At 73.5% G+C, this 22,809-nt stretch carries 20 protein-coding genes; 8 read left to right on the top strand and 12 right to left on the bottom strand.

Annotated elements, in window-relative coordinates; all coding sequences use genetic code 11:
* Nucleotides 1-49 precede the first annotated feature (49 nt).
* The 3 genes from WME89_RS24170 to WME89_RS24180 all read right to left on the bottom strand — a co-directional run bounded on the left by WME89_RS24170 (nt 50) and on the right by WME89_RS24180 (nt 3,592).
* Nucleotides 50-1,576 carry a metallophosphoesterase gene (locus WME89_RS24170; RefSeq protein WP_438011447.1) on the bottom strand — a complete coding sequence of 509 codons (1,527 nt, stop codon included), beginning with the start codon at nt 1,574-1,576 and terminating at the stop codon, nt 50-52.
* Nucleotides 1,577-1,768: 192 nt separating this feature from the next.
* The gene (locus WME89_RS24175; protein ID WP_438011448.1) at nt 1,769-2,920 is read right to left on the bottom strand and encodes a hypothetical protein; all 1,152 of its coding nucleotides are present in this window, start codon (nt 2,918-2,920) and stop codon (nt 1,769-1,771) included.
* 147 nt (nt 2,921-3,067) lie between these two features.
* Nucleotides 3,068-3,592, bottom strand: a complete 525-nt coding sequence (locus WME89_RS24180; protein WP_438011449.1) for a hypothetical protein — start codon at nt 3,590-3,592, stop codon at nt 3,068-3,070.
* Nucleotides 3,593-3,908: 316 nt separating this feature from the next.
* Between WME89_RS24180 and WME89_RS24185 the strand changes: the two genes are divergently transcribed.
* Nucleotides 3,909-4,202: a hypothetical protein gene (locus WME89_RS24185; protein ID WP_438011450.1), complete on the top strand. Its 294-nt coding sequence runs from the start codon at nt 3,909-3,911 to the stop codon at nt 4,200-4,202.
* Nucleotides 4,203-4,338: 136 nt separating this feature from the next.
* Here the strand turns inward: WME89_RS24185 and WME89_RS24190 are convergent, their stop codons facing one another.
* The 4 genes from WME89_RS24190 to WME89_RS24205 form a co-directional block, all read right to left on the bottom strand.
* On the bottom strand, nt 4,339-5,610 hold the full coding sequence (locus tag WME89_RS24190; RefSeq protein WP_438011451.1) for an RNA polymerase sigma factor: 1,272 nt from the start codon (nt 5,608-5,610) through the stop codon (nt 4,339-4,341).
* Nucleotides 5,611-5,848: 238 nt separating this feature from the next.
* Complete coding sequence (locus WME89_RS24195; RefSeq protein ID WP_438011452.1) at nt 5,849-6,745, bottom strand: hypothetical protein; 897 nt, start codon at nt 6,743-6,745, stop codon at nt 5,849-5,851.
* Between the two features lie 453 nt (nt 6,746-7,198).
* Entirely contained in the window at nt 7,199-7,807 is a 609-nt protein-coding gene (locus WME89_RS24200; protein ID WP_438011453.1) for a Uma2 family endonuclease, read from the bottom strand.
* Nucleotides 7,808-7,904: 97 nt separating this feature from the next.
* Entirely contained in the window at nt 7,905-8,207 is a 303-nt protein-coding gene (locus WME89_RS24205; protein ID WP_438011454.1) for a hypothetical protein, read from the bottom strand.
* A gap of 141 nt (nt 8,208-8,348) precedes the next feature.
* Here WME89_RS24205 and WME89_RS24210 point away from each other — a divergent pair, with 141 nt between their 5' ends.
* Nucleotides 8,349-9,044, top strand: coding sequence for a type II toxin-antitoxin system RatA family toxin (locus WME89_RS24210; protein ID WP_438011455.1), 696 nt, complete (start codon nt 8,349-8,351; stop codon nt 9,042-9,044).
* A 142-nt stretch (nt 9,045-9,186) separates the two neighbouring features.
* Here WME89_RS24210 and WME89_RS24215 read toward each other — a convergent pair whose 3' ends face one another.
* Nucleotides 9,187-12,078 carry a helix-turn-helix domain-containing protein gene (locus tag WME89_RS24215; RefSeq protein ID WP_438011456.1) on the bottom strand — a complete coding sequence of 964 codons (2,892 nt, stop codon included), beginning with the start codon at nt 12,076-12,078 and terminating at the stop codon, nt 9,187-9,189.
* 123 nt (nt 12,079-12,201) lie between these two features.
* Here WME89_RS24215 and WME89_RS24220 point away from each other — a divergent pair, with 123 nt between their 5' ends.
* Nucleotides 12,202-12,780 carry a 2OG-Fe(II) oxygenase gene (locus WME89_RS24220; protein WP_437627601.1) on the top strand — a complete coding sequence of 193 codons (579 nt, stop codon included), beginning with the start codon at nt 12,202-12,204 and terminating at the stop codon, nt 12,778-12,780.
* Between the two features lie 70 nt (nt 12,781-12,850).
* Here the strand turns inward: WME89_RS24220 and WME89_RS24225 are convergent, their stop codons facing one another.
* Both WME89_RS24225 and WME89_RS24230 read right to left on the bottom strand, forming a co-directional pair.
* Nucleotides 12,851-13,696, bottom strand: coding sequence for an NAD-dependent protein deacetylase (locus WME89_RS24225; protein WP_438011457.1), 846 nt, complete (start codon nt 13,694-13,696; stop codon nt 12,851-12,853).
* Between the two features lie 152 nt (nt 13,697-13,848).
* Nucleotides 13,849-14,106 carry a hypothetical protein gene (locus WME89_RS24230; protein WP_438011458.1) on the bottom strand — a complete coding sequence of 86 codons (258 nt, stop codon included), beginning with the start codon at nt 14,104-14,106 and terminating at the stop codon, nt 13,849-13,851.
* A 570-nt stretch (nt 14,107-14,676) separates the two neighbouring features.
* Here WME89_RS24230 and dhbC point away from each other — a divergent pair.
* From dhbC to WME89_RS24255, 5 genes are all read left to right on the top strand, one after another.
* Complete coding sequence (dhbC, locus tag WME89_RS24235; RefSeq protein WP_438011459.1) at nt 14,677-15,936, top strand: isochorismate synthase DhbC; 1,260 nt, start codon at nt 14,677-14,679, stop codon at nt 15,934-15,936.
* Complete coding sequence (locus WME89_RS24240) at nt 15,933-17,579, top strand: (2,3-dihydroxybenzoyl)adenylate synthase (RefSeq protein WP_438011460.1); 1,647 nt, start codon at nt 15,933-15,935, stop codon at nt 17,577-17,579. Before dhbC ends, WME89_RS24240 begins: the two co-directional genes overlap by 4 nt.
* Before the next feature lie 89 nt (nt 17,580-17,668).
* The gene (locus tag WME89_RS24245) at nt 17,669-18,661 is read left to right on the top strand and encodes an isochorismatase family protein (protein WP_438011461.1); all 993 of its coding nucleotides are present in this window, start codon (nt 17,669-17,671) and stop codon (nt 18,659-18,661) included.
* Between the two features lie 32 nt (nt 18,662-18,693).
* Complete coding sequence (locus WME89_RS24250) at nt 18,694-19,539, top strand: siderophore-interacting protein (protein WP_438011462.1); 846 nt, start codon at nt 18,694-18,696, stop codon at nt 19,537-19,539.
* A 163-nt stretch (nt 19,540-19,702) separates the two neighbouring features.
* Nucleotides 19,703-20,479, top strand: coding sequence for a 2,3-dihydro-2,3-dihydroxybenzoate dehydrogenase (locus WME89_RS24255; RefSeq protein WP_438011463.1), 777 nt, complete (start codon nt 19,703-19,705; stop codon nt 20,477-20,479).
* Between the two features lie 52 nt (nt 20,480-20,531).
* Here WME89_RS24255 and WME89_RS24260 read toward each other — a convergent pair whose 3' ends face one another.
* Nucleotides 20,532-21,503, bottom strand: a complete 972-nt coding sequence (locus WME89_RS24260; protein WP_438011464.1) for a PepSY domain-containing protein — start codon at nt 21,501-21,503, stop codon at nt 20,532-20,534.
* Nucleotides 21,504-21,529: 26 nt separating this feature from the next.
* Entirely contained in the window at nt 21,530-22,783 is a 1,254-nt protein-coding gene (locus tag WME89_RS24265) for a hypothetical protein (protein ID WP_438011465.1), read from the bottom strand.
* Between the last annotated feature and the right edge of the window lie 26 nt (nt 22,784-22,809).

A 22,809-nucleotide genomic window follows, 5' to 3' on the forward strand; every position in this document is an offset into this window, starting at 1 on the left:
GTGTTTGTGCGCCCGGGCGAGCGGCGTGTGCAGCGGGCCGCGAGCAGCCTCAGGCGGTGGCGCGGGAGCGCGCCGTCCCTGGCATTCTTGGCATCCTTGGCAGTCGTTGCCCGAAGATGCCGGCCAGGAGCTCCCCCGCGCCGTAGTAGCAGAGATAGCCGGCCAGCACGAACTTGAGCAGCACGGCCGAGGCGGGCAACGAGAGCAGGACGAGGCTGGCGATCATCGAGCCGGTGCCCGCGACGAGGAGCCACCTCGACTCCACCATGCCCTTGAGCACGACCGACGCCGCGACGCGCAGCGCGCCGGAGATGAACGCCCAGAGGCCGACGAGGATCACGAAGATCTCGACCACGTAGCCGCGGCGGAGCACGACGAGGCCGAGCAGGAGGCTCGCCACGCCGCGCGAGAGGGAGAGGAGGCGCCTGACGGGCGGCTCGCGTGAAGCGCCCAGCAGCGACAGGGCGCCATCGAGCAGCGCGTACGCGCCGAAGGCGGAGACGAGCAGTCGCCACCCCGCGGACGAGCCGTGACCGACGGAGATCGTCAGGGTGCCGGCGCCCACGGCGATCGCGAGGGCGCCTTGCGCGATGAGGACCCACCGGGAGCGCTCCGGCCGCGTCGGCTTCGGGAAGAGCGTCCTCGCGGCGGCGACGGCTGCGGCGATCGGGTTCTCCGCCTTCGGAGGGGCGCGGCCGGGCTCCGCGCCCGGGAGCACGACGGGCATCTCGCGCTCGATGGCGCGCCCGTCCTTCCACTCGAGATAGCGGACATGCCCGTCCGGAGAGATGCGAAGGAAGGAGTTGGCGGAGCCGGCCCATGAGCCGCTGTTGAAGTACCAGTCACCGATACGACCTGCCTTGTGGGTGTGCCCGAGCACCGCCACGTCGTACGCGTCCCGATCGAGCTCTGCCCGGACCCCGATCACGTGCTCGCCGAGCCGATCCGGGCTCTGCGCCGGCGTCAGCGCCGAGCTGGGGCGCACATCCCCGCGCGCTCCGCGCTGGTTCACCGTCGCCAGGGCGCGTTTCCAGATCGTCAACATCGACTCGCCGAACTGCTCGAGGACGTCCTCCACGTTCTCGCCGCTCGTGAGGAGGGGAGAGCCGTTCTGGTCCTCGTAGATGCCGGCGAAGATGGCGAGCATGCGGCCGAAGCCGGGGTCGTCCCCGGCGTTCAAGGGATCGCTCTCGTGCCCGTGGCAGAAGCGGAACCGCTTGCCCCCGAGCTCCCTGATGAACGGCGCGCGCATGCAGGAGAAGAAGGGGTGATTGAGGAGGTCCGTGCCGATGAAGTGCCGGAGGTCGACGTCGTGGTTGCCTGGCACGTAGATGAGCCGCAGCGCGGCGAGCTGGTCGAGGAGCTCCCGCCGCTTCACGACCAGGAGGCTGAGGTTCATCTGCCAGAGCTCGAAGAGGTCGCCGAGGACGAAGAGCTCGCCTCCCTCGCTGCCCACGTGGTCGAGAAATGCGCGCAGCTGCGGCGTCTTCTTGCCTGCGTCGAAGTTGTCGCGCGCGCCGCCGTCACCGATGTGCAGATCGCTGATGACGAAGATGTCCCTGGCTGCGTTGTCCATCGCCTTATCCCCGGGTCGGGCGATCCCGCCATGAGACGGCCGCGTCCCCCGCGTCGCGAACAGAGCAAGCCGTGTACCGCGATGGCGCACAGGGGAGCGGTGCTCTGGGCGAGCGGACGGACGGCCGTCGCCCGCCGGGTCTCGGCAAACCTCGTGCGGCCGCTCGTCGACCGGCCACCACCCCAGGTCGCTCTACGCCAGACAGCAGAACGTCGATGGCTCGGCCGGCAGCACCTGGCCGATCGCCTCGCCGCCGCTCGGAGCGCAGGCGCCGGGGTCCACGGCCACGACCTCCGCCGACTTGCTGCCGAGGGCGACGCCGGGCGGCGTGACCCCGCAGAACGGCGCCCTGGAGCTGACGAGGGTCGATGCGACCTGATCGGCACACGCGCCGTCGCTGTAGACCGAAGCCATGATCGTGCACGAGGCGCCCTCCGGCTCCGCGCAGCCGCACTCGGAGCAGCCGCGCGTGTCCTCGGCGCCGCCGTAGAAGACGTGCCTGTCCAGATAAGGGCTCTCGCATGTCACGTCGCCCTCGTGGAAGATGCACGTCAGGAAGCTGCCGGGCGGCGGGACCTCGGGCTGATCCGGTGACGGCATGCAGGTGCTCCCGTTGCCCGGGCACTCCGTGTAGGCGCCGGGCAGGCAGGCGAGCGCCCGGGTCTGCCACGGATCGAGGCGCGCCGGCGGCGGCGGCTCGTCCACCCTCGGCGTGCACGCGGTGGTCACCAGCACGGCCGGCGCCTCGACGGAAAGCCACTGCACGCACGGCTGCCCGCCGCAGTCCTGGCCCGCGGGGATCGCGTTCGCAGCGGTGCAGGCGCCGTCCCAGCCGTCGGGCGCTGTGAAGGCTGTCTCGACAGTGTCGGGGGTAGTGACGGCACACGTTGCCACGTGCGCTGACCAGCCCAGCGGGAGCTGGCACGAGACGGAAGCTGCCTCCGGCGGATCGCACAGGCAGGCCGCGCAGGCGAGCGGCGCCGGCGCCAGGTCGGCAAAGCCCTGGTAGCCGACGTTCGACGCCTCGGTCGGGCAGTCCGGCGCCTGGTCCGGCGGGCCGTACCAGAGGAGCGCCGGACCGAACCAGCCGAGCGGCGCCGGCGAGACGCAGTCGCCCGCGCAGGCAGTTTCATCGCCGCCGCCGGCACCACCGGCACCGCCTCTGCCCCCCTCCCCGCCTTCACCCCCATCCCCACCGTCGCCCGCGTCCCCGGTACCCGCCTCGGGATACGGGCACCCTGGATTGCCGTACTCCTGAGGTTGGCAAGGCCCGTAGACGACCGGATCTCCGGCGCAACCGGTCAACAAGTGCAGCCCCATGAACAGGCAGGAGAAGATGCGCATGCTGAACAACCTACCTGAGGTTGCCGTGGGCATACAATGGACAGCTTCCGACAGATTCTCGATCAGATCCATCATTACGAACTCCGCGAACAAATTATCACCAGCTCTTCAATCTCAACGAAAACACACCACCGCTCGGCAGCTTGTTCAGTATGTGGCCGTGAGACCCAGCCCGAGCGCTGCCGCGAGCGGGGGCGATGACCAGCTGGGAGGCGCAGGAGTTTCGCTCCCGTCGCCCTGACGCCGGAGCAGCGCATCCTCCACGATCCAGATCGCCTCGACCTGACCGTGCACAGACCACGTGTCCGAGAGCGGCCATGCGCTGCCAAGCCGTGCCCCTATCCCGAACAGGGCCTTGGTGCGTACACGCATGTTCCAGGGGTCCTGCGGGACGAACCGGACAGCACCGACCGTCCCGAGCCCGCAGCCGAACATGAGGTGACCGCGACGGCAAGCCACGGTGGCCACCGTGAAGGCCGTCGTGCTGATGTCGATGTCGGCTACCTCCGGCGCCAGCGAGACGAGCCCCCGCCCCTCCACGGCGACCGACCAGTCGGACCAGCGCACGCCGAGGGCCAGGGTCGTCCCGGCCGCGATCCCCGGCGTGATCCCCAGTCCCACGGTCGCGCCGAGCCCCGCCTCGAACCGCAACGGCCGCGAAGGATCCGCCATCGCCTGCTCACCCGAAGAGGTTGACGGCTCCGACGCGACGCGGCCGGACGGCCCTGGCGCCGCGCGCGCCGCGTGGGTGGGTGGCAATCGCCCGGGGCGACCCTGCGGGGCCTGCGCAGACGGCGGAGGCCCAGGCAGCCTCTGCGGAGGCTCAGGCGGCGGAGGCCCAGGCAGCCTCTGCGGAGGCTCAGGCGGCGGAGGTCCAGGCAGCCCCTGCGGAGGTTCCGGCGGCGGAGGCCCAGGCAGCCTCTGCGGAGGCTCAGGCGGCGAAGGCTCATGTGGCACCCGCTCCGGCATGCCCAGGAGCCGCGCCGCGATGGCGAGCCCCATGCCGGCGACGAGCACCTCGCAGGCTCTGCTGGTGCTGAACCCGTCGGCCCACCGGGTCTTCCCCTCGCTGTCGCGCAGCGCGAGCGAGGCCACGAGCTCGGCCCCCTGGCGCTCGATCCTGGCCGAGATCACGAGCGGAGCGTCGTCCCGGAACGGGTCGGCGCCAGCCACCCGCGCCACCTCCGCGCGCAGGAACGACGCGTCAGGGCAGCGTTCGGCGCCAGGCCCGCGCACGTACTCGAGGCGCGCCGCGCTCGGACGCAGCTCTGGCCCGGCGTGAGCTTCCGCGGCGCAGAGCAGATACGCCGCCCCCAGGAGGGCGGCACCGGCGCACGCCGCTCGCCGGACATGGCGGACAGGCCCCGAGGTGCTGCGCGCGGGCCGCTCATGCGGCATCCGTCGGTCGTGAGGCAGCCTCATCGCGACGGCTCTTCCCTCGCCGCACCCTCCGCTGCACCGGCCAGGCGCATCTCCGCGAGCTCCCGGAGCCGCTCGCGCACGGCACGCAGATGGCCGTTCGGGAACCGCTGCTCATGGAGGGCGAGCTGCCGGAGCGCCCCGGCGGGATCGTCGGCGGAGAGCCTCGCCTGCGCCGCGGCGAGCACCCGGTATTCCTCGGCGAACGAGTCTTCCCGCGCGCTTGCCGATGGCGCCGGACGCAGCGTGACGTCGCGCGCTGGAAGCGGCGCGAGGTCGCGCCGCGAGGTCACGTCGGGCGCCGGCGCGATGGGCTGCGGCGCCGGCGTCTCGCGCGGCGTCATCTCCACGACGCGGGCGCTGCGCACCCGGGGCAGCTCGGTCACCAGCGCGCCGAAGCGGTCGGCCCACAGCGGTCGCGACGGCGCGAACACAAGCAGCAAGACCAGGGTGCCGCCAGCGCCTGCCGCGGTCCATCCGAGCGCGCGTCCCACCTCGCCCAGCCAGGGGTGCGAGCCCGCGAGCCCCGCTGGCGGCGGCCCGGGGGGCGCGAGCGCAGGCGGTGCCGGCAGAGGCGGCGCGGGCGCTGGCGACGCGCCCTCGGCCGGCGCGGGCGCTGGCGACGCGCCCTCGGCCGGCGCGGGCGCTGGCGACGCGCCCTCGGCCGGCGCGGGCGCGATCGCTCCAGCGTCCTCGTGCACCAGGAACGCCGAAGCCAGCGGAAACCCGAGCCAGCAGCCGCGCAGCGCGTCTCGCTGCTCCGGGCGCAGCCGCTTGACGGCAGCGCGGTAGTCCGCGCGGGCGAGGCGCAGCCGGCTGCTGGCGGTGTTGTAGTTGATGCCGAGATCGCGCGCGATCTCGACGAGCGGCACCTCGTACGCCTCGTGCAGGACCAGGACGAGCCGCCGCTCCGGGGCCAGCGTCCAGAGCAGGTCAATCACGAGCTCCAGCCGCTCTCGCTCCACGGCGCGCTCCTCGCTGAGCGGCGCGGGATCGACGGCTTCGGAGCACGACGCGGGCAGCAGGCCGTGCGCCAGCTCGCGGCGGCGATGGGCGCGGTCCAGGTAGTGACTGACCTTCCGCCACGCGATCCCGAACACCCACCGCGCCTCGGCGCTGCGGTGCTGGTGCGGGCCATCCCGGCGCGCGGGATCGGCGGCGACGCCCGCCTCGGTCTGGGGCGGATGCCAGGTGGGATCGAACCGATCCAGGGTCTTGTACGCCGTGAGGAGGACCTCCTGGAGGAGGTCGTCGATATCGGGCTCGGCCACGCCCATGAGCCGAAACGCTCGGGGGAGCGTTTCCGCTGCGGCTGTATGAAGGGCGTTCCAGGTGCGATCGCGGGAGGTGCCGGCGGGCGACGAGAGGGGTGCGCTCATACCCCTTCAATTGCGGGGGGTTCTCCGGACCCGTTTGTGTTTCGCGCCGCGCCGCGCGTCCGCCGGCGCGCGGCGCGGCGCGGTCGGGCGCGCGGTGCGGTCGGGCGCGCGGTGCGGTCGGGCGCGCCGCTTACGGTGACAGCGGAATGGGAGGTTGCTCGCCACCGCCGCCGGCGCTGGCGGCCGCGCCCGCGTCGTCCGCGCCGCCCTCCTCGGCCTCGAGCTCCTCCTCCTCGGCCACGTCCGCGGCGGCGGAGCTCGAGAGGCGTGACTGGAGCTTCGGCGCCACGTCCTCGAACGCGTCGCCGTGGAAGTAGTACGCGATCTTCCGGAGGTCCGCGTAACGCCGGACCAGGAGGGTCCAGAGCCGGTCGCGCATCTTCTCGGCCTCGCCGCGCTGCTTTGCCGCGGGCCGGCGGGCGCCCTCGGGAGTGAGGGTGTCGAGCAGCCACTCGCTCGCTTCCCGCAGCTGCTCGAGCTCTTCCCGGCTGAAGGGGTGCTTTCCGCGGAGCGCGTCCGCGTGCTCCTCGTACAGGTGGGCGAGCGCCATCCCGTCGCTGGCCAGGTCGTACTTGCCGCTGCCGGCGCGGATCTCGGCCACCACGTCCTTCGGCAGGAGCCCGCGCTTCGCCAGGGTCTCGGCGAGCGTGAGCATCGGCTCGCGCAGCTCGGTCACGACCTTCAGCTTCGCGTCGATCTCGCCGGAGCTCGCCGGCTTCGCCGTGACGCGCGTGGCCGCGAAGATCAGCGCCCGGCCGAGGTCCGGCAGCGCGAGCACGTCATCGAGCGGCAGCTCGGGCAGCGCCCGCCGGATGCGCGCCGGATCCGCGCAGGCGGCCTGGACGCCCCGCTTCACGTTGGCGAAGGCGATCCGCACGTCCGCTCGACAGACCTCGACGTCGCGGTCCGGGAGCTCCGCGGCCAGCGGGGCAAAGCGCTTGTAGCAGGCGTGGTAGGTCGTTGTTGCCGTGGGAGTCGCCTTGGGCGACTTCCCGGTGTGTTCTTTGTTGGTCCTGGCTTTGGCCATCCTGGGAACGTAGATCCAGGCGAGCGCGACAGTGGGTCACAGCGCCGCCGGATGTGTGCTCGGGGGAGCGCACGATGTCGACGCCACCGGGGTGGGGCGGCGATGGAAGGCGCTTCCCTGGCCTCGGCGCCCGGGGCGGGTATGGCTAGGGTCACATAGTGTCATTTCGCAGGCAGATCTGTAAACGGCGGGGCACACGTAGTGTCATTCCGCAGGCAGATCTGTAAACGGCGGGGCACACGTAGTGTCACTCGGCAGGCCCTGCTGCAGACCACGGGACTTACGTGGTGTCACCCGGCACGGCGCTGCGGCGGTGGAGCGCTCCGCCTAGCTTCCCTGGCGCGCCGCCCCGGCGCCCGCTGCCGGAGGTTCGACGCTCGACAGCACCCGCGACCTCGATGCCGATCAAGGATCTTCAGCGCACATCCCCATCCTGCAGAAGTCAGGAGCATCTCACGAGCCCGGGAGTCGCTCCTCCGCCTCGGTCGCGGCCTGTGCGAGCGGATCCCGGTACACCTCGTCCACCGACAGGGTGCACCCGATCGCCTCCAGGTGCGCGCCCTGTCCGGCGCGGGCCTCCCGGAGCGTCCACGAGTCATCCTCGTTGCGGTGGAATACCTCGATCCGCGGCTCATGCTGCGAGACGAGGACGTACTCGCGGAGCGAGGGGATGTGCCGATAGTGCGCGAACTTCTGCCCCCGGTCGTAAGCCTCCGAGCTGTCGGAGAGGACCTCGACAAGGACGCTCGGGTTGAGCGCTGCGTCCTTGTCCTCGAGATCGCGCTCGAGCTTCCCGCAGACGACGCTGACATCCGGGTACGTGGAGAGCCCGGTCGCCTGCACCCGGACGCGCAGGTCGGCGGAGTAGACTGCGCAGGGCCGCCCGCGGAGATGCGTCCGTAGCTCGGCGCCGACGCTCGCGCACAGGCGCGCGTGCTCCGGCGTTCCGCCGGCCATCGCGAAGATCTCGCCGTTCAGGAACTCGTGCTTCGTCGGGCTCGCCCGCTCCTGCTCGAGATACTCGGCGTAGCTACTCACGACCTTGCGCGCCGGCTCGTCCATCGGCTCGGCCGAGCATACCGCGCGGACTCCTCCAATCGCCAACGGTGCCCGTGTGCCTCCTCCAGGTGGAAGGTCGTCACGCACGCCCCCGGCCAGCTCACTTCGACTGTGAGGCCCGCAGCGCCTGCTGCTCCTCCTGCTGGTTCCGCTGGGCCTGGATCACAGCGTAGCCCGCCGCCGCCGCGGCCGAGGCGCGGCTCTGGGGCTGCGGAGCCGGCGCCATTCCGGCCGGAGGCGGCGCCGCTCCGGGCGCGGGCGGCGGGGGCGGCGCCGCTCCAGCCGGCGGCGGCGCTGCTCCAGCCGACGGCGGCGCGGGATAAGGGCCGGCCGGCGCCTGGACAGGCTCGCACACGCAGCCCGCCACGCCGCGGTCCACGAGCACGAAGGCGGACATCCGCATCCCGAGGTCGTAACAGGAGCGGGCACAGTGAGTCGGCCCGCGCTCCGCGCTCTCGAGCTCCGCTGCCGTCTGATACCCACGGTTACAGCCGCTCAGCGCGAGCGCCCCAGACGCCATGAATGCGAGCACGAACGCCGATCGGTGGACCATGAAGGGCGAACTACATGGGTCCTCGAGGGCCGTCAACGAACCGGCGCGCGCCTCGCCGGCGGTGAGAGCCCGATCGATGAGCGCGCAACCCCCGACCGTCTCCGCAGCAGCCCGCCCGACGCGGAGCACGCGAGCGCACGAGCCCGCAGCGCAGCGCGCCCTCGCCATCGCGATCCCCACGGCCATATCCTGAGCGCCATGCCCACGATCCAGAGCACCGCCGAGATCGACGCCGCTCCCGACGAGCTCTTCGCGCTGTCCCAGGACTACGGTCTCCGGCTCGAGTGGGACCCGTTCCTCCGCGAGATGCGCTACCGCGACGGCGCGACCGGGCCGGCCGTCGGCGTGCGGGTGTGGGTGCGGGCGAAGAACGGGCTGTCCATGGAGGCCCGCTACATCACCCTGAACCCGCCGGAACAGGTGGCCATCACCATGGTCGACGGGCCGCGGATCTTCCGCCAGTTCTCGGGCGCGTGGCTCTTCAAGGCGCTGTCGCCGCGGCGGACCCGCGTCACGTTCCGCTACAACTTCACGGCGCGCCCACGCTTCCTCGCCCCGGTGCTGGAGCCGGTCATGACGGCCGTGCTCGAGCGCGATATCGAGAAGCGTCTCACCGGTCTCAAACAAAGCGCCGAGACGACGGACATCCTGCAGCGACTGCCGCGGCGCGAGATCGCAGACGTTTGACGGGCGGCGAGGCGGCGCCGCTGGAGCTCAGCGCGATGCACGCTCCGTGGAGGCGCCCGGCCGAAGTGGAGGCGCCCGGCCAAAGGCGAGCAGCGGCGAGCCGCCCCCGCCGCTCGCCGGCGGGGCGCGCCGCGCGCGTCCATCACCCGAGCCGCGAGAGCGCCTCCCGCGACGCCCCCGCCCCGGGATGGCGCAGGCGCGCCCGCAGCGCCACGGCCCCGGCGAGCAGCTCCCGGCCGCGCGGCGCGTCCCCTGCCCGCGCGGCGGCGACACCAGCCCAGTGGAGGGCGTCCGCCCTCGCCCACGCGTCCTCGCCCGCCCACGCCACCGCCGCATCGGCGAGCGCCGCCACCGCGGCTGCACCTCCCGCGCCGCGACCCAGCGCGCACCGCGCCGCGACGACGGCGAGCCGCGCGCGGAACGGGCCGAACCCGCACGTCCCGGCGACGTGCATCCCCTCCCCCGCCTGGCGCTCGCCCTCGTCGAGCCGCCCGGCCGCGAGCGCGATCCGCGCCGCGAGCTCGTGGCACCGCAGCGCGACCTCCACCTCACCCGTCGCGGAGGCCCAGCGGCGCGCCTCGGCGAGGTGCGCCTCGGCCGCCGCGACGTCGCGGCCGTCGCCGCGCTCGTCGCCGCGGCTGTCATCGCGTCCCTCGCTCCCCTCACCCCCCAGCAGCGCGAGGCCGAGCAGCGTGTGGCCGTGCGCCACGTGCCCCTCCCAGCCGCGCCGCCGGCACGCCGCGATGTTCCGCGCCGTGGCCGCGCGCGCCTCCTCGCGGCGCCCGAGCGCGAGGTCGTGCTCCGACGCCCAGAGCCCGCGGCGCGCCATCGGCGCGTCGCCCATCGCCCGGAGCCGCGCGAAGCGCTCGCCCGCCGCGTCGACCTCGCCGAGGTCGTGCAGCACCGCGCCGAGCAGCGCCTGCGCGCGCACCGCGTGGGCGCGGTCCGCCGCGCGCTCGGCGATCTCCGACGAGCGCTCGACCAGGCGGCGCGCCGCGGTCAGGTCGCCGCGCAGCCGCTCCGTGTACGCCAGCGTGCGCAGGCCGGTCGCGAGCGGCGCCGGGTCGGCGAGCGCCTCGGCGACCTCGTTGTGCGCCTCGTGGCAGGCGCAGGCGAACGCTAGATCGCCGAGCGCGCCCGCGTAGAGCCCGGCCTCGTACGCGAGCGACGCGCGCACCCGCGCGGGCAGCGAGGCCGGCATGCCGCGGGGATCGTCGCCGCCGGCGAACGCGCGCAGGATGCGGGCGCCGCGCGCCATGTCGCCGAGCCTGAGCCCGAGGTGCGCGAAGCCCCCGAGGCCGAGCTCGTAGATGTCGAGCGCCTCGGCCTCGCGCCCGGCGCCGAGCAGCTCCAGGATCACGGCCTCGTACGCGTCGAGCGCGCCGCGCTCGCGCGGCGGCCGGCGCGGCGCCTCGTCCAGGCGCGGCGGCGGCGCGGCGCTCCCCGCGGCGTGGACGCGCTCCGGCGGCACGCCGAGCAGCGCCTTGAAGTGCTGCCGCACGAAGGGGTGCGTCGAGTAGCAGAGCTCGCCCTGCCGCGCCGCGAACACGAGCCCCAGCCGCTCGAGCCGCGCGAGGCCGCGCGCGAGCTCCGCCGCCCCCCACCCCGCCGTCGCGCCCGCGATCTCGCCGCCGGCCCGGATCAGCTGGAGCAGCGCCGGCTCGCCCGCGCCGCCGGGGAACACCGACAGCCGCGCGAGCAGGTCCCGCTCGCCCGGGGGCAGCGCGCGCGCGTAGGCCGACAGCACGGAGCTCAGGCGGCGGGCGAGGACGTCGTCGCGCTCGGCCTCGGCGAGCTGCGCCGCGTCGAGCCGCCCCGCGTCGCCGCCGAGGAACGCGCCCACGTAGGAGCCGACGACGGCGACCGAGAGCGCGTGGCCGCCCGTCCGCTCGAACAGCGCGCGCAGCGCCCCGTCGCCGCTGCGGATGCCCCAGCGCCGCATCAGCGACGCGGCGTCGTCCGGGGAGAGCGACGCCGGCCGGATCGTGGCGAGCCCGCCGTCGGACCAGGCCGCGAGATCCGCGAGCTCGAAGCGCGACGTGACGAGCGCCCGCGCGCCGCCGAGCCCGGCCGCGATCGCGCAGAGCAGCCGCCGGAGGAGCGCGTCGCGGAGCTCGCCGTGCGCGCGCCCGGCGCCCCCCTCGGCCTGCACCGTCTCGAGCCCGTCGAGCACGAGCAGGTGCGGCGGCCCCTGCCCCAGCGCTCCCCGGAGCCGCGCGAGCTGCTCGCCGGGAGCCGCGGGCGCTCGCGGCGCGGCGCCCTCGCCCTGGGCGAAGTAAGCCACCGCCTGGTCCAGGAACGCCTCGGTCCTCGGGTCGTCGTAGAAGCTCCAGACGAGCACGCCGCCCGGCCGCGGCGCGTCGCCGAGCCCCTGGAGGAAGCGCTCGGCGATCGCGGTCTTGCCCGCCCCGCCCACGCCGAGGAGCGCGACGACCCGCGGCTCCGGCGCCGCGGCGTCGGCCCACGCGGCGAGCCGCTCGAGGACCTCGCCGCGCCCGACGAAGTGCCGCGCGCGCTGGAGCGTGTGCGCGTGCAGCGGGCGCCACGCGGCGGCGCCTGCCTGCGGCGCGGCGGCAGCAGCGGCAGGCGCCCTCTCCTCCGCCGCGCTGGCGGGCGCTTCTGCTGCCGCGGGCGCTTCTGCCGCCGCGGGCGCCTCCGCCGCCGCGGGCGCCTCCGCCGCCGCGCTGGCGGGCGCCTCCGCCGCGCTGGCGGGCGTCTCCGCCGCCGCGCTGGCGGGCGCCTCCGCCGCCGCGCCCCCGGCCTCACCGGCGAGCAGCTCCGCCTCGGCGATTCCGAGCTCGGCGCTGAGCCGCTCGAGGATGCGCCGCCGGGACGGGCTCCGGACCGAGAAGCCGAGCCGCGGATCGTTGACCGCGCCCGACTCGTAGCGCCTGTAGGTCCGCACATCGACGCCGATCGACGCGGCGACCTGCTCCTGCGTGAGGTCGAGCTCGAGCCGCGCCCGCTGGAGGAGCGTGTGGTTGAAGTGGACCGCGGGCCCCGCGCCGCGGCCCGCCCTGGGGACCTGTGCCATCGCTGCGAGCGCTCGATGATCCGCGATGCAGCGCCCTCCTGTCCACCCGCGCTGCCCGGTCCTGCCCGGTCCTGCCCGGTCCCGCCCTTCCGGATCCGGTCCGCCCGGACGCATGGTCCACGCATGAGCACGACGACGCACGCCGAACGACTCGCCCAGCGAACCGCCTACGCCGACGATCTCCGCGTCTTCACGGTGACGAACCTGCTGTCGCCCGACGAGTGCGCCGGGTTCATCCGCCTCGCCGAGGCGCACGGCTTCGAGCAGGCGCCCATCGGCGGCACCGAGGTGGTGAACCTCGAGGTCCGCAACAACGGTCGCGTCATCCTCGACGACCCGACCCTCGCCACCCGGCTCTGGGAGCGGCTCGCGCCGTGGACGCCGCCGACCTGGGGCCTCCACCGCGCCGTCGGGCTGAACGAGCGCTTCCGCTACTACCGGTACTCGGAGGGCGAGTACTTCAACTGGCACGGCGACGGGTCGTTCCTGCGATCGGACGGCGAGCGGAGCCTGTTCACCGCGATGATCTACCTGAACGACGATTTCGAGGGCGGCACGACCGACTTCTGGGGCGGCCGCAGCGTCACCCCGCAGCGCGGGATGGCGCTCGTCTTCGAGCACCGGCGGCTCCACCGCGGCGCCGCGGTGACGCGCGGGTGCAAGTACGTGCTCCGCAGCGACGTCATGTACCGGCGCGACTGAGCTCGAGCACGGGCGGCCGCGCGCCGCGCCCCGTCAGCGCGGCGTCCCTACCCGCGCCAGGGCGCGCCGGTCAGCGCGCCAGCGCGTCGGCGAGGCGCGGCAGCACGTCGCCCGCCCGGGCGTCGACCTTCACGGCGCCGAGCTCCTCGCCGCGCGCGGCCCCGAGGTTCACCATCGCGATCGGGATGCCCCGCTGCGCGGCCCGCAGCACGAACCGGTAGCCCGAGAAGACCGCCAGCGAGGAGCCCACGACGAGGAGCGCCTCCGCCGCGTCGACCATCGCGAACGCCGCGTCGACGATCGGCCGCGCCACGTTCTCGCCGAAGAAGACGACGCGCGGCTTGAGCGGCCCGTCGCAGCGCAGGCAGGGCGGCGCCCGGAAGCCGGCCACGTGCTCCGCGGGCAGGTCGGCGTCGCCGTCGGGCGCTATATCGGCCGCGAGGCGCAGCCAGCCAGGGTTCTGCGCGAGGAGCCGCTCCTGCAGGGCGGCGCGCGGCTCCAGCGCGCCGCACGCGAGGCAGGCGACCTCGGCGAGCGTCCCGTGCAGCTCGATGACGCGGCGGCTGCCGGCGGCCTGGTGGAGCCCGTCGACGTTCTGGGTGATCAGGCCCTCGATCAGCCCGCCGTGCTCCAGCCGCGCGAGGGCGCGGTGCGCCGGGTTGGGCTGAGCCCGGGAGAACCGCTCCCAGCCGATCACCGCGCGCGCCCAGTAGCGCTGCCGGATCTCGGTCGAGCGCGAGAACTCCCGCCCCTGGATGGGGTTGCGCGCGCGGCGCTGCGTCTCGGGACCGCGGTAATCCGGGATGCCGGACTCGGTGCTGCACCCCGCGCCCGTCAGCGTCACGAACCGCTTGCCGCGCAGGAGCGCGATGAGGTCGTCGACCGGATCCGCGAGGAGCGCTTCGGTGAGCGGCATGGCCCCCGTTGTGGCCCGTCCCGCGAGGCGTCGCCAGCCGTCCGCGCCGTCTTGCGCGCGCCGGCGCGCCCATCACCGCCGGCGACGGCGCTGGACGGGCCGAGCCGCAGGGACGACGCGGCGGAGCGCGCTCCGCCCGCCGGGGGCGCCGGTCATTCGCACCGGAACCTCCGGTACCTCGCCCGCCGGTCCTCCTCCGTCACCGCGAGCGAGCGCTCCGTGAAGCGGACACCCCCGGACATTCCGAGCGCATCGCGGCCCACCGCGAGCACGGCACACGGCAGCTCACGGCGCCGGGGCCGCCGGTAGACGACCGCCACGGCGGCTTCCTCCTCCAGCGAGATCCCGCGGGATGAGATCTCGGCCCGGACGCGGCGCGGGTCAGCGTGGAGGCGGATCACGAGCGGCACGCAGGCCCCGTAGCCCTGCTGGCTGCGCAGGCGAACGGAATTCTTGACGTTTCCCCCGGGACATGTCACAAGTTACTTGAAACTGATTTTCTTTATCAGAATCAGTCAGCGGCCCGCGACTTCACGTCCAGAGCCCGATGAACCGAGCCCACGCGGCTCTCGAAGCCCATCGGAGCTGGATGTGACGACGTGCCCATTTCGACGTGCGAGCCGACTCCGCGCCTCGACGCCCTGGGTGGCCGAGCGCGCGTGCTGGTCAGCGGCGGCGCGCCTGTGCGCTGCAACGAGAGAGCCCTCGCGGCCGCGCCTGCGTGGCACGTGGCGGCGCGATGAAGCCGGGGGCGCTGCCGGGCGCGGGGCGATAGGCCGGAGACGCGCCCAGGTCGCGCTCGCCGCGCCCGGGCGCCCACCGCTGGAGCCCCGCGGTTCGCGCGCCGGGAGCGCGGACCGCGGCTCGATCCAGCGCTAGCGCCGGGCGAACCCCGCCATGGCGCGGCGGCCGAGCGGCGCTCTGGCCCGAGCGCCGCGCCGCGAGCGCCCCCCGATTCCACAGCTTGCAAGGAGTAGTCGATGAATTCCATTTCGATGCCGGACGCTGTCGCGCTGCCCGTGGTGAACGCCGGGCAGCTCCTCAGGCAATACACCCCCGAATCGGCGTTCTTCTTCTCGTCGCCGACACGCACGCTCCTCGCGCAGGGCGTGCACGACGTCATCCTCGAGCCCAACGGCGCCGACGGCGACGATCGCCTCGCGGACCGCGTCACCAGGCTGCTCGCGGCGCAGGGGAGGCACGGCCATGGACTGCCCATCGTCGTCGGCGCGGTGCCCTTCAACAGCACGTCGCCCGCGCACCTCATCGTGCCGAGGACGATCCAGAGCGCCGGCCCGCTCAACCCCGCAGCGGAGGCGCTCCGGCGGGAGTCGCCGCCGGCCATCCAGGAGCTGCGCATGTTCCCCGAGCCACGCGACTACGTGCGCGGCGTCGAGCTGGCCGTGGACCTGATGCGAGCCGAGGCGCTGCGCAAGGTGGTGCTCTCCAGGATGCTGGAGATGACGCTGCGAGAGCCCGTCGATCTCCGCCTGGTGCTGCAGCGCCTGTCGCAGCAGAACCGGAGCGGCTACACCTTCGCCGCCAACCTCTCCGATCCTGCAGCGGGGGTGTACGGCCAGGAGCGCATCGCCCCGCTCTCGCGGCAGCGCACCCTGATCGGCGCCAGTCCGGAGCTGCTCCTGTCCCGCTCCGGACTCAGGGTCATCGCCAATCCCCTCGCCGGCTCCGCGGTGCGCAGCCCGGACCCCGAGGAGGACAGGCGGCGCGCGGTCGCCCTCCTCGCTTCCGAGAAGGATCGCCACGAGCACGCGATCGTCGTCGAGGCCGTGGCCGCCGCGCTCCGGCCGTTCTGCCGGCGCCTGAGCGTCCCCGAGGAGCCTTCCCTCACGCAGACAGCGACCCTCTGGCACCTGTCGAGCCGGATCACGGGGGAGCTGCGCGATCTCTCGATCTCCTCGATGAAGCTCGCCACCGCGCTGCACCCGACCCCCGCCGTGTGCGGCTACCCCACCGGGTCCGCCCGCGCGGCGATCGGGGCGATCGAGCCGTTCGATCGCGGGTTCTTCACGGGGCTCGTGGGCTGGTGCGACGCCTCCGGAGACGGCGAGTGGGCGGTCGCCATCCGCTGCGCCGATATCGCCGGCCGGTCGCTCCGCCTGTACGCCGGGGCCGGGATCGTCATCGGCTCCGACGGCGAGCGCGAGCTCGCCGAGACCTCCGCCAAGCTCGGGACCATGCTGAACGCGCTCGGCCTCGACCAGGCGCCGGAGCTCTCGTGACGGCGGCGGAGGAGAGCCGACCGGCGCTGGACGGCTGGACTCCGTGGCCGTCCGAGGTGGCCGATCTCTACCGCCGCGCCGGCTTCTGGCGCGGCGAGACCTTCGGCGACCTGCTGCGCGAGCGGGCCGCGCAGCACCCGCGCCGGATCGCGCTCGTCAGCGACGATCGCCGGCTGAGCTACGGTGAGCTCGACCAGCGCGCCGATCGCCTCGCCGCGGGCCTCCTGCGCCTCGGGATCCGGCCGGGGGATCGCGTGGTGGTCCAGCTCCCGAACATCGCGGAGTTCTTCGAGGTGTGCTTCGCGCTGTTCCGGCTCGGCGCGCTCCCCGTGCTCGCCCTGCCCGCGCACCGCCGCGCCGAGATCACGTATTTCTGCGAGCACACGGAGGCGGTGGCCTACGTCGTCGCGGACAGGGACGGCGGGTTCGATTACCGGGAGCTGGCGAGGCAGGTCCGGCGCGAGGCGGGGACCGTGAAGCACGTGCTCGTGGCCGGCGAGCCAGGCGAGTTCACCGCGCTGTCGAGCCTTCACGACGAGCCCGTCGAGCTCCCGAGGCCCGACCCGGGGGACGTCGCCTTCTTCCAGCTCTCGGGCGGGAGCACGGGAGTCCCCAAGCTGATCCCGCGGACGCACGACGATTACCTGTACAGCGTGCGGGCCAGCGCGGAGATCTGCGCGCTCGACGCCGGCAGCGTGTACCTGGCCGTCCTCCCCGTCGCGCACAACTTCACGCTCAGCTCCCCCGGGAGCCTGGGCGCGCTGTGCGCCGGCGGCCGCGTGGTGCTCAGCCGCCGTCCCAGCCCGGACGAGGCGTTTCCCCTGATCGAGCGGGAGAAGGTCACGATCACCGCGCTCGTGCCGCCGCTCGCCTCGGTGTGGCTGGAGTCGGCGCGGGCGACACGGCACGATCTGTCGAGCCTGAAGGTGCTCCAGGTGGGCGGCGCCAAGCTCTCCGCCGAGGTCGCGCGCCGGGTGCGACCCACGCTGGGCTGCGCGCTGCAGCAGGTGTTCGGGATGGCGGAAGGGCTGGTCAACTACACCCGCCTCGACGACCCGGACGACATCGTGCTCGAGACGCAGGGCCGGCCCATCTCCCCCCTCGACGAGATCCGGGTCGTGGACGACGAGGATCGCGACGTCGAGCCCGGGCAGGTCGGTCACCTGCTCACGCGCGGGCCCTACACGATCCGCGGCTATTATCGGGCCGACGCGCACAACGCGAAGGCGTTCACGCGCGACGGCTTCTACCGCACGGGCGATCTCGTGCGGCGGACGCCGGCCGGCTACCTGGTCGTCGAGGGGCGCGCCAAGGACCAGATCAACCGCGGCGGCGAGAAGATCGCGGCCGAGGAGGTCGAGAACCACGTACTCGCCCACCCGGCGGTGCGCGACGCGGCGCTCGTCGCCATGCCGGACGAGCGCCTCGGCGAGCGGTCGTGCGCGTTCCTCGTGCCCCGCGGGCAGCCGCCGGCGGCGCGGGAGATCAACGCCTTCCTGCGCGAGCGCGGCGTCGCCCAGTACAAGGTGCCCGATCGCATCGAGTGGCTCGACGCGCTGCCCACGACGAGCGTCGGCAAGGTGGACAAGAAGGCGCTCCGCCAGTGGATCGCCGGCCGGCTCGCGCCGGGCGCGCGGGGCTGAAGGAGCGGCGCGGGCGGAGGCGGCGCGGCGAAGCCCGCTGTCTGGCCCGTCGACAAGAGACGTTTTGATCACGCGAGAGAGGAAGCATCATGGGAATCCCCAGAATCCAGGCCTATTCCATGCCACGCGCCGACGATACCCCGCAGAGCCGGGTGTCGTGGCGTCCGGATCCGAGGCGCGCAGTCCTCCTGATCCACGATATGCAGCAGTACTTCCTCGGCTACTACGACGTCCAGGCGTCGCCGGTGGTCGAGCTCCTGGCCAACACCCGGCTGCTCCGGGCGCGATGCGCGGCGGGCGGGATCCCGGTCGTCTACACGAAGCAGCCCGCCGAGCAGACCGACGCGCAGCGCGGCCTCCTGCTGGACCTCTGGGGACCCGGGCTGACGCAGCACCCGGACAAGCACGGGATCGTGTCCGAGCTCGCCCCGGGAGACGCAGATACGGTCCTCACCAAGTGGCGATACAGCGCCTTCCAGCGCACCGAGCTGCTGGATCTCATGCGCCGGTGGGGCCGCGATCAGCTGATCGTGTGCGGAGTTTACGCGCACATCGGGTGCCTGCTGACCGCGTGTGAGGCGTTCATGAACGACATCCAGCCGTTCTTCGTGACCGACGCGACCGCCGATTTCTCCCGGGAGCAGCACGAGATGGCGATCTCCTACGTGGCGCAGCGGTGCGGCGTCCCGCTGCCGACCCGCGAGGTGGTGGCCGCGCTCGCCGCGCGCGGCGAGGCAAGCCTCCCGCTCCGCGACGCACCGCCGCCGCCGCCGTTCACGTGGACGCTGGACCGGGCGCCAGGCCTCGAGCGCCTGCGCGGCGACGTGGCCGAGATCCTGGAGCAGCCCGCGTCGGCGATCTCGGACCGCGATCACGTCCTCGACCTGGGGCTCGACTCGATCCGCCTGATGACGCTCGTCGAGCGGTGGCGCGGCGCGGGGATCGAGATCACGTTCGTGGAGCTCGCCGAGCTGCCGACGCTCGCGCAGTGGTGGGAGCTCCTGGCGACGCGGCTGCCGCGCGAGACAAGGCCAGCGCCGCGGCACAGCGCCGAGGTGCTCGTCCAGGAGGCCGCCGGCTGATCGCCGCGTCAGCGGCGACGAGGAGCCCTGTCATGAGCGAGACCGCGACCCCCCCGCCCGCAACGGCGGCGCGCAAGCCCCCGCGCCTCCTCGAGGTGCTGCGCGCGACCCAGATCTCCCCTCATCTGCGGCGGATCACGCTGGGCGGCGAGGCGCTCGCGGGGTTCCCCGCGGGCGCTGGCGGCGCGCACATCAAGGTGTTCCTCCCGCGCGAAGACCAGGAGTCGCCGGAGCTGCCCGCGCTCGGCCCGGACGGCCCGATCTGGCCGCCGGCGCCGCGGCGGCCGATCACGCGGACGTACTCGGTGCGGCGGTACGACGCGCGGGCCGGAGAGCTCGACGTGGACTTCGTGCTGCACGGGGACGACGGCCCCGCGTCGCGCTGGGCCCGCCGCGCCGCGCCGGGCGGCCGGATCGGCGTCGCCGGGCCGAGCGGCCCCGATCCGATGCTCGGGCCCGCCGACTGGTACCTCCTGGCCGGCGATCTCGCGGCGCTCCCGGCCATCGGCGCGCTGCTCGAGGCCCTGCCGGCCACGGCGCGCGGCCACGCCGTCGTGGCGGTCCCCGACGAGGCGGACGTGCAGCAGCTCGAGCACCCGCCGCAGGTCGCGCTGACGTGGCTGCCCCTCGGCGGAAAGCACGCGCCAAGCCCCGAGCTGGAAGAGGCCGTCCGCACGCTGACGTGGCCGTCAGGCCGGGTGTTCGCCTGGGTCGCCGGCGAGTCGGCGTCTGTCCGCGCGCTCCGCGATCACCTGGGGAGCGAGCGCGGCCTCGGGCGCGACGCGATGTACGCCGTCCCCTACTGGAGGGCCAGCCGCTCCGAGGAGGCGTATCACGAGGAGCGACATCGGTTCATGGACGAGCTCGACAACACCTGAGGAATCCCCTCATGTTGCAGCCATTTTCAGCGAGAAATTGAACAGGGAGGCGGGGAGGCAGGGAGTATTTCGAAGATTCCCTCCCCGTCTCCCCGCCTCCCTGTGAATTCTCCGAAGAATTCGAGGGGATGCCTCAGCGACAACACCTGAGAGGGAACAAGCGATGGAGTTCAAGGACACGGTCGCGCTCGTCACGGGCGCGGCCCAGGGGATCGGTGAGGCTGTCGCGCGCGCGCTCGCGGCGCGCGGCGCGGCGGTGGCCGCGCTCGACGCGAACGGCGAGCGCCTCGGCGCCGTCGTCGCGGATCTGAGGGCGAGCGGCCACCGCGCGGCGGCGTTCCCGGTGGACGTGGCCGACGCCGGGGCCGTCGATCGCGCCGTGGACTGGATAGAGCGGGAGCTCGGTCCCCTCGAGTTCCTTGTCAACGTGGCCGGCGTGCTGCGCGTGGGCCCGGCCCTCTCGCTGAGCGACGAGGACTGGGAGCGGACCTTCGCGGTGAACACGAGGGGCGTGTTCAACGTGAGCCGGGCCGCGGCGCGGCGGATGACGGCGCGCTCTTCAGGGGCGATCGTGACGGTCGGGTCCAACGCCGCGCGGACGCCCCGCGTGCATATGGCCGCTTACGCGGCCTCGAAGGCGGCGACGACCATGTTCACGAAGTGCCTCGGCCTGGAGCTCGCGAAGCACAACATCCGGTGCAACGTGGTGTCCCCGGGCTCGACGGACACGCCGATGCAGCGCTCGCTGTGGGCGGACGAGCGCGGGGGGCGCGCGGTCATCGCCGGCAACCCCGAGGCGTTCAAGCTGGGGATCCCGCTGAACCGGATCGCCACCCCCGAGGACGTCGCCGCGGCGGTGCTGTTCCTGCTCTCGGATCAGGCGCGGCACATCACGATGCACGACCTCTGCGTCGACGGCGGCGCCACGCTCGGGGCCTGATCCGGCCCGCAGGCGAGGGCCCGGCAGCCGCGGCGGCCGCCGGGCCGCGCGCTCAGGCGCCGCCCTTCTCGACCTTGCCGAACAGGATGTCCGACGCCGTGCCGCTCATCACCACCGCGGCGACGGCGACGGCGACAGCGATCGCCAGGGCGCCGATGACCCGCGAGGGCTTCATCTGCCACCACATCGCGAGGCCGCTGAGCGCCCAGAGGACCAGGGTGATGCCGGTGATGTCCGCGAACAGCGCCCAGACCCAGGTCATCCCGCCGTGAACGGGGAAATGATGGGTCTTGTGCAGGTTCCCGAGCAGCTCCACGAACCGCAGCTGCGCGGGCGCGTCGTCGGGCCGCCCGTCGAGGCGGCCTGACCCGAGGTCGTACGTGACGTTCCACGCGCGGGCGTCCGCGTCGCGCATGCGGAAGCGCAGCTCGGGGCTGACCTCCGGGTGGGCGCGCAGCGGGCCCGCGCCCTCGACACCCAGCCTGGGCAGGAGCTCCTTCACCTGCTCTTCCACCGCCGCCATCCTGTGCTCGGGCAGCTCGATCTTCGCGCCGGCGAACGGAGGCTCAGGGGCCTTCCCCGGGCCGGGCGGGAACGTCGAGAGCGTCGCGTCGCCGTCGTCCAGGCTGATGAGCAGCATGGTACGCCCCCCGTCGCCGGTCGATCCGGTGAGCTCGGGCCAGCCCGAGAAAGAGCCGGACGTCCCCTCGTCGAGCGTGTAGCGCGAGGGCGATCCGGCGTTGAGCTGCTCGACGACCCGGCGCGCCAGGGCGTCGGGATCCCAGGGCCTGAACGCGGTGAGCGCCGCGATCTGCTCGGCGGAGATCTCCCGCCGCTCGAAGTCGCGCCCGATCTTCGGATGGTTGAACAGCACGCCGCTGATCCCGAACAGCAGGATCCAGGGGAACACGAGCAGGCCGAGGTACATGTGCGCGCGCCGCACGATCTTCATCACTGCGCCGTACCGCTGCCGCGGGCGGCGGCCCTGCGCGGAGCGGGGCTCTCGCGCGGGGTCGTCCCTCATCGCACCTTCCCGATCGGGCGCCAGCATCATCGCAGCTTCGCGGCCGAGAACACGACGCCGGGCGCCGTCAAGCTCACCTCGCCGGGGCCATTGCCGCCGAGCTCGCGGAAGGTGGTCGTGTCCTGGCCCTGGAACTGGAGCACGAAGCTCTTGCCGCCGAGCCACACGTTCACGACGCTGCCGCTCGTCGGCTCGTCGTCGAGCACCGTGGCCGCCGGCTCGTCGCCGAGGGTGACGCTGGCCCACCGCCACGCCGCGGCGCTCGCGAGCACCCGCGGGTGGGTGTCCTCCTTGATCTCGAAGGCGTCCTCGTCGAGCACGCGCAGGTACGCCTCGCCGCCCGATCCGCGGATGAGCGAGCCGGCGGCCCCGCCGTCGAACAGCGAGCCGAGCTCGACGTGGAAGTCGGGGTCGAACGCGCCGGCCTCGAGGTCGAAGCGCAGCATGCAGGGCGCCGCCGCGCTGTCCGCGTTGAGCCGGTGCACCGCGGCGCCGTACGCCTCGGTGGCCATGTAGATCTTGCCGTCGGGCCCCTCGGCGCCGTCGCGCACGTAGCCGCAGCGATCGTCGGTGACGACGGTCGCCTTGTCCGTCGCGCTGTCCACGACCACGATCCCGGCCTGGCTCGGCACCTCGGGCCCGTTCCTCCACCCGGCGAAGGAGATCACCGCGTCACCGACGCGCAGGGGCGCCGCGGTGAAGGTGAGCGTGGCGTCCGGGATCACGAGGTCGTCGAGCTTGATGGCGCCGGTGACCGTCATGTCCTTCGGATTCCAGATCACGACCTGGGCGGTGTACCCGTCGAAGAAGTACGCCTTGGTCTCCGACACGAACTGGAACTGCCCGCCGTACTCGTCGAGCTTCGCGAGCCCCTCGCCCTGGAAGCTCACCGTGGCGCCCTTCTTCAAGCTGCCATTGGCGCCGAGGTCATAACGGGTCACGGTCGGCCCGGCGTCGCTCGCCACGAACAGCGCGCCGGCGCCGTCGGGCGCCGCGCCGATGGCGCGCCCGAGGATCTCGATACCGCTGTCCAGCGACAGCGGCGCGTCGCTCTCGAGCGTGTCGGTCAGCAGGATGTAGCTCAGCGTGTCGGCCGCCTCGACGCCGAACACCTGCGTGGTGAGCGCGAACAGGTCCCCTGAAGCGCTCCCCCCGGCCCCGGCGCCGCCTTCGCCGGCGCCACCGCCGGCGCCGTCGCTCCCGCTGTCGCCGCAGGCGACAAGGCAGGGGACGACGAGGGTGAACAAGAACGCCTTCATGGGGCGAAGAGAACGCGACATCGATTCATCTCCTTTTCGATCAGGTA

The sequence above is a fragment of the Sorangium sp. So ce321 genome (assembly GCF_051530195.1).
GTDB lineage: Bacteria > Myxococcota_A > Polyangia > Polyangiales > Polyangiaceae > Sorangium.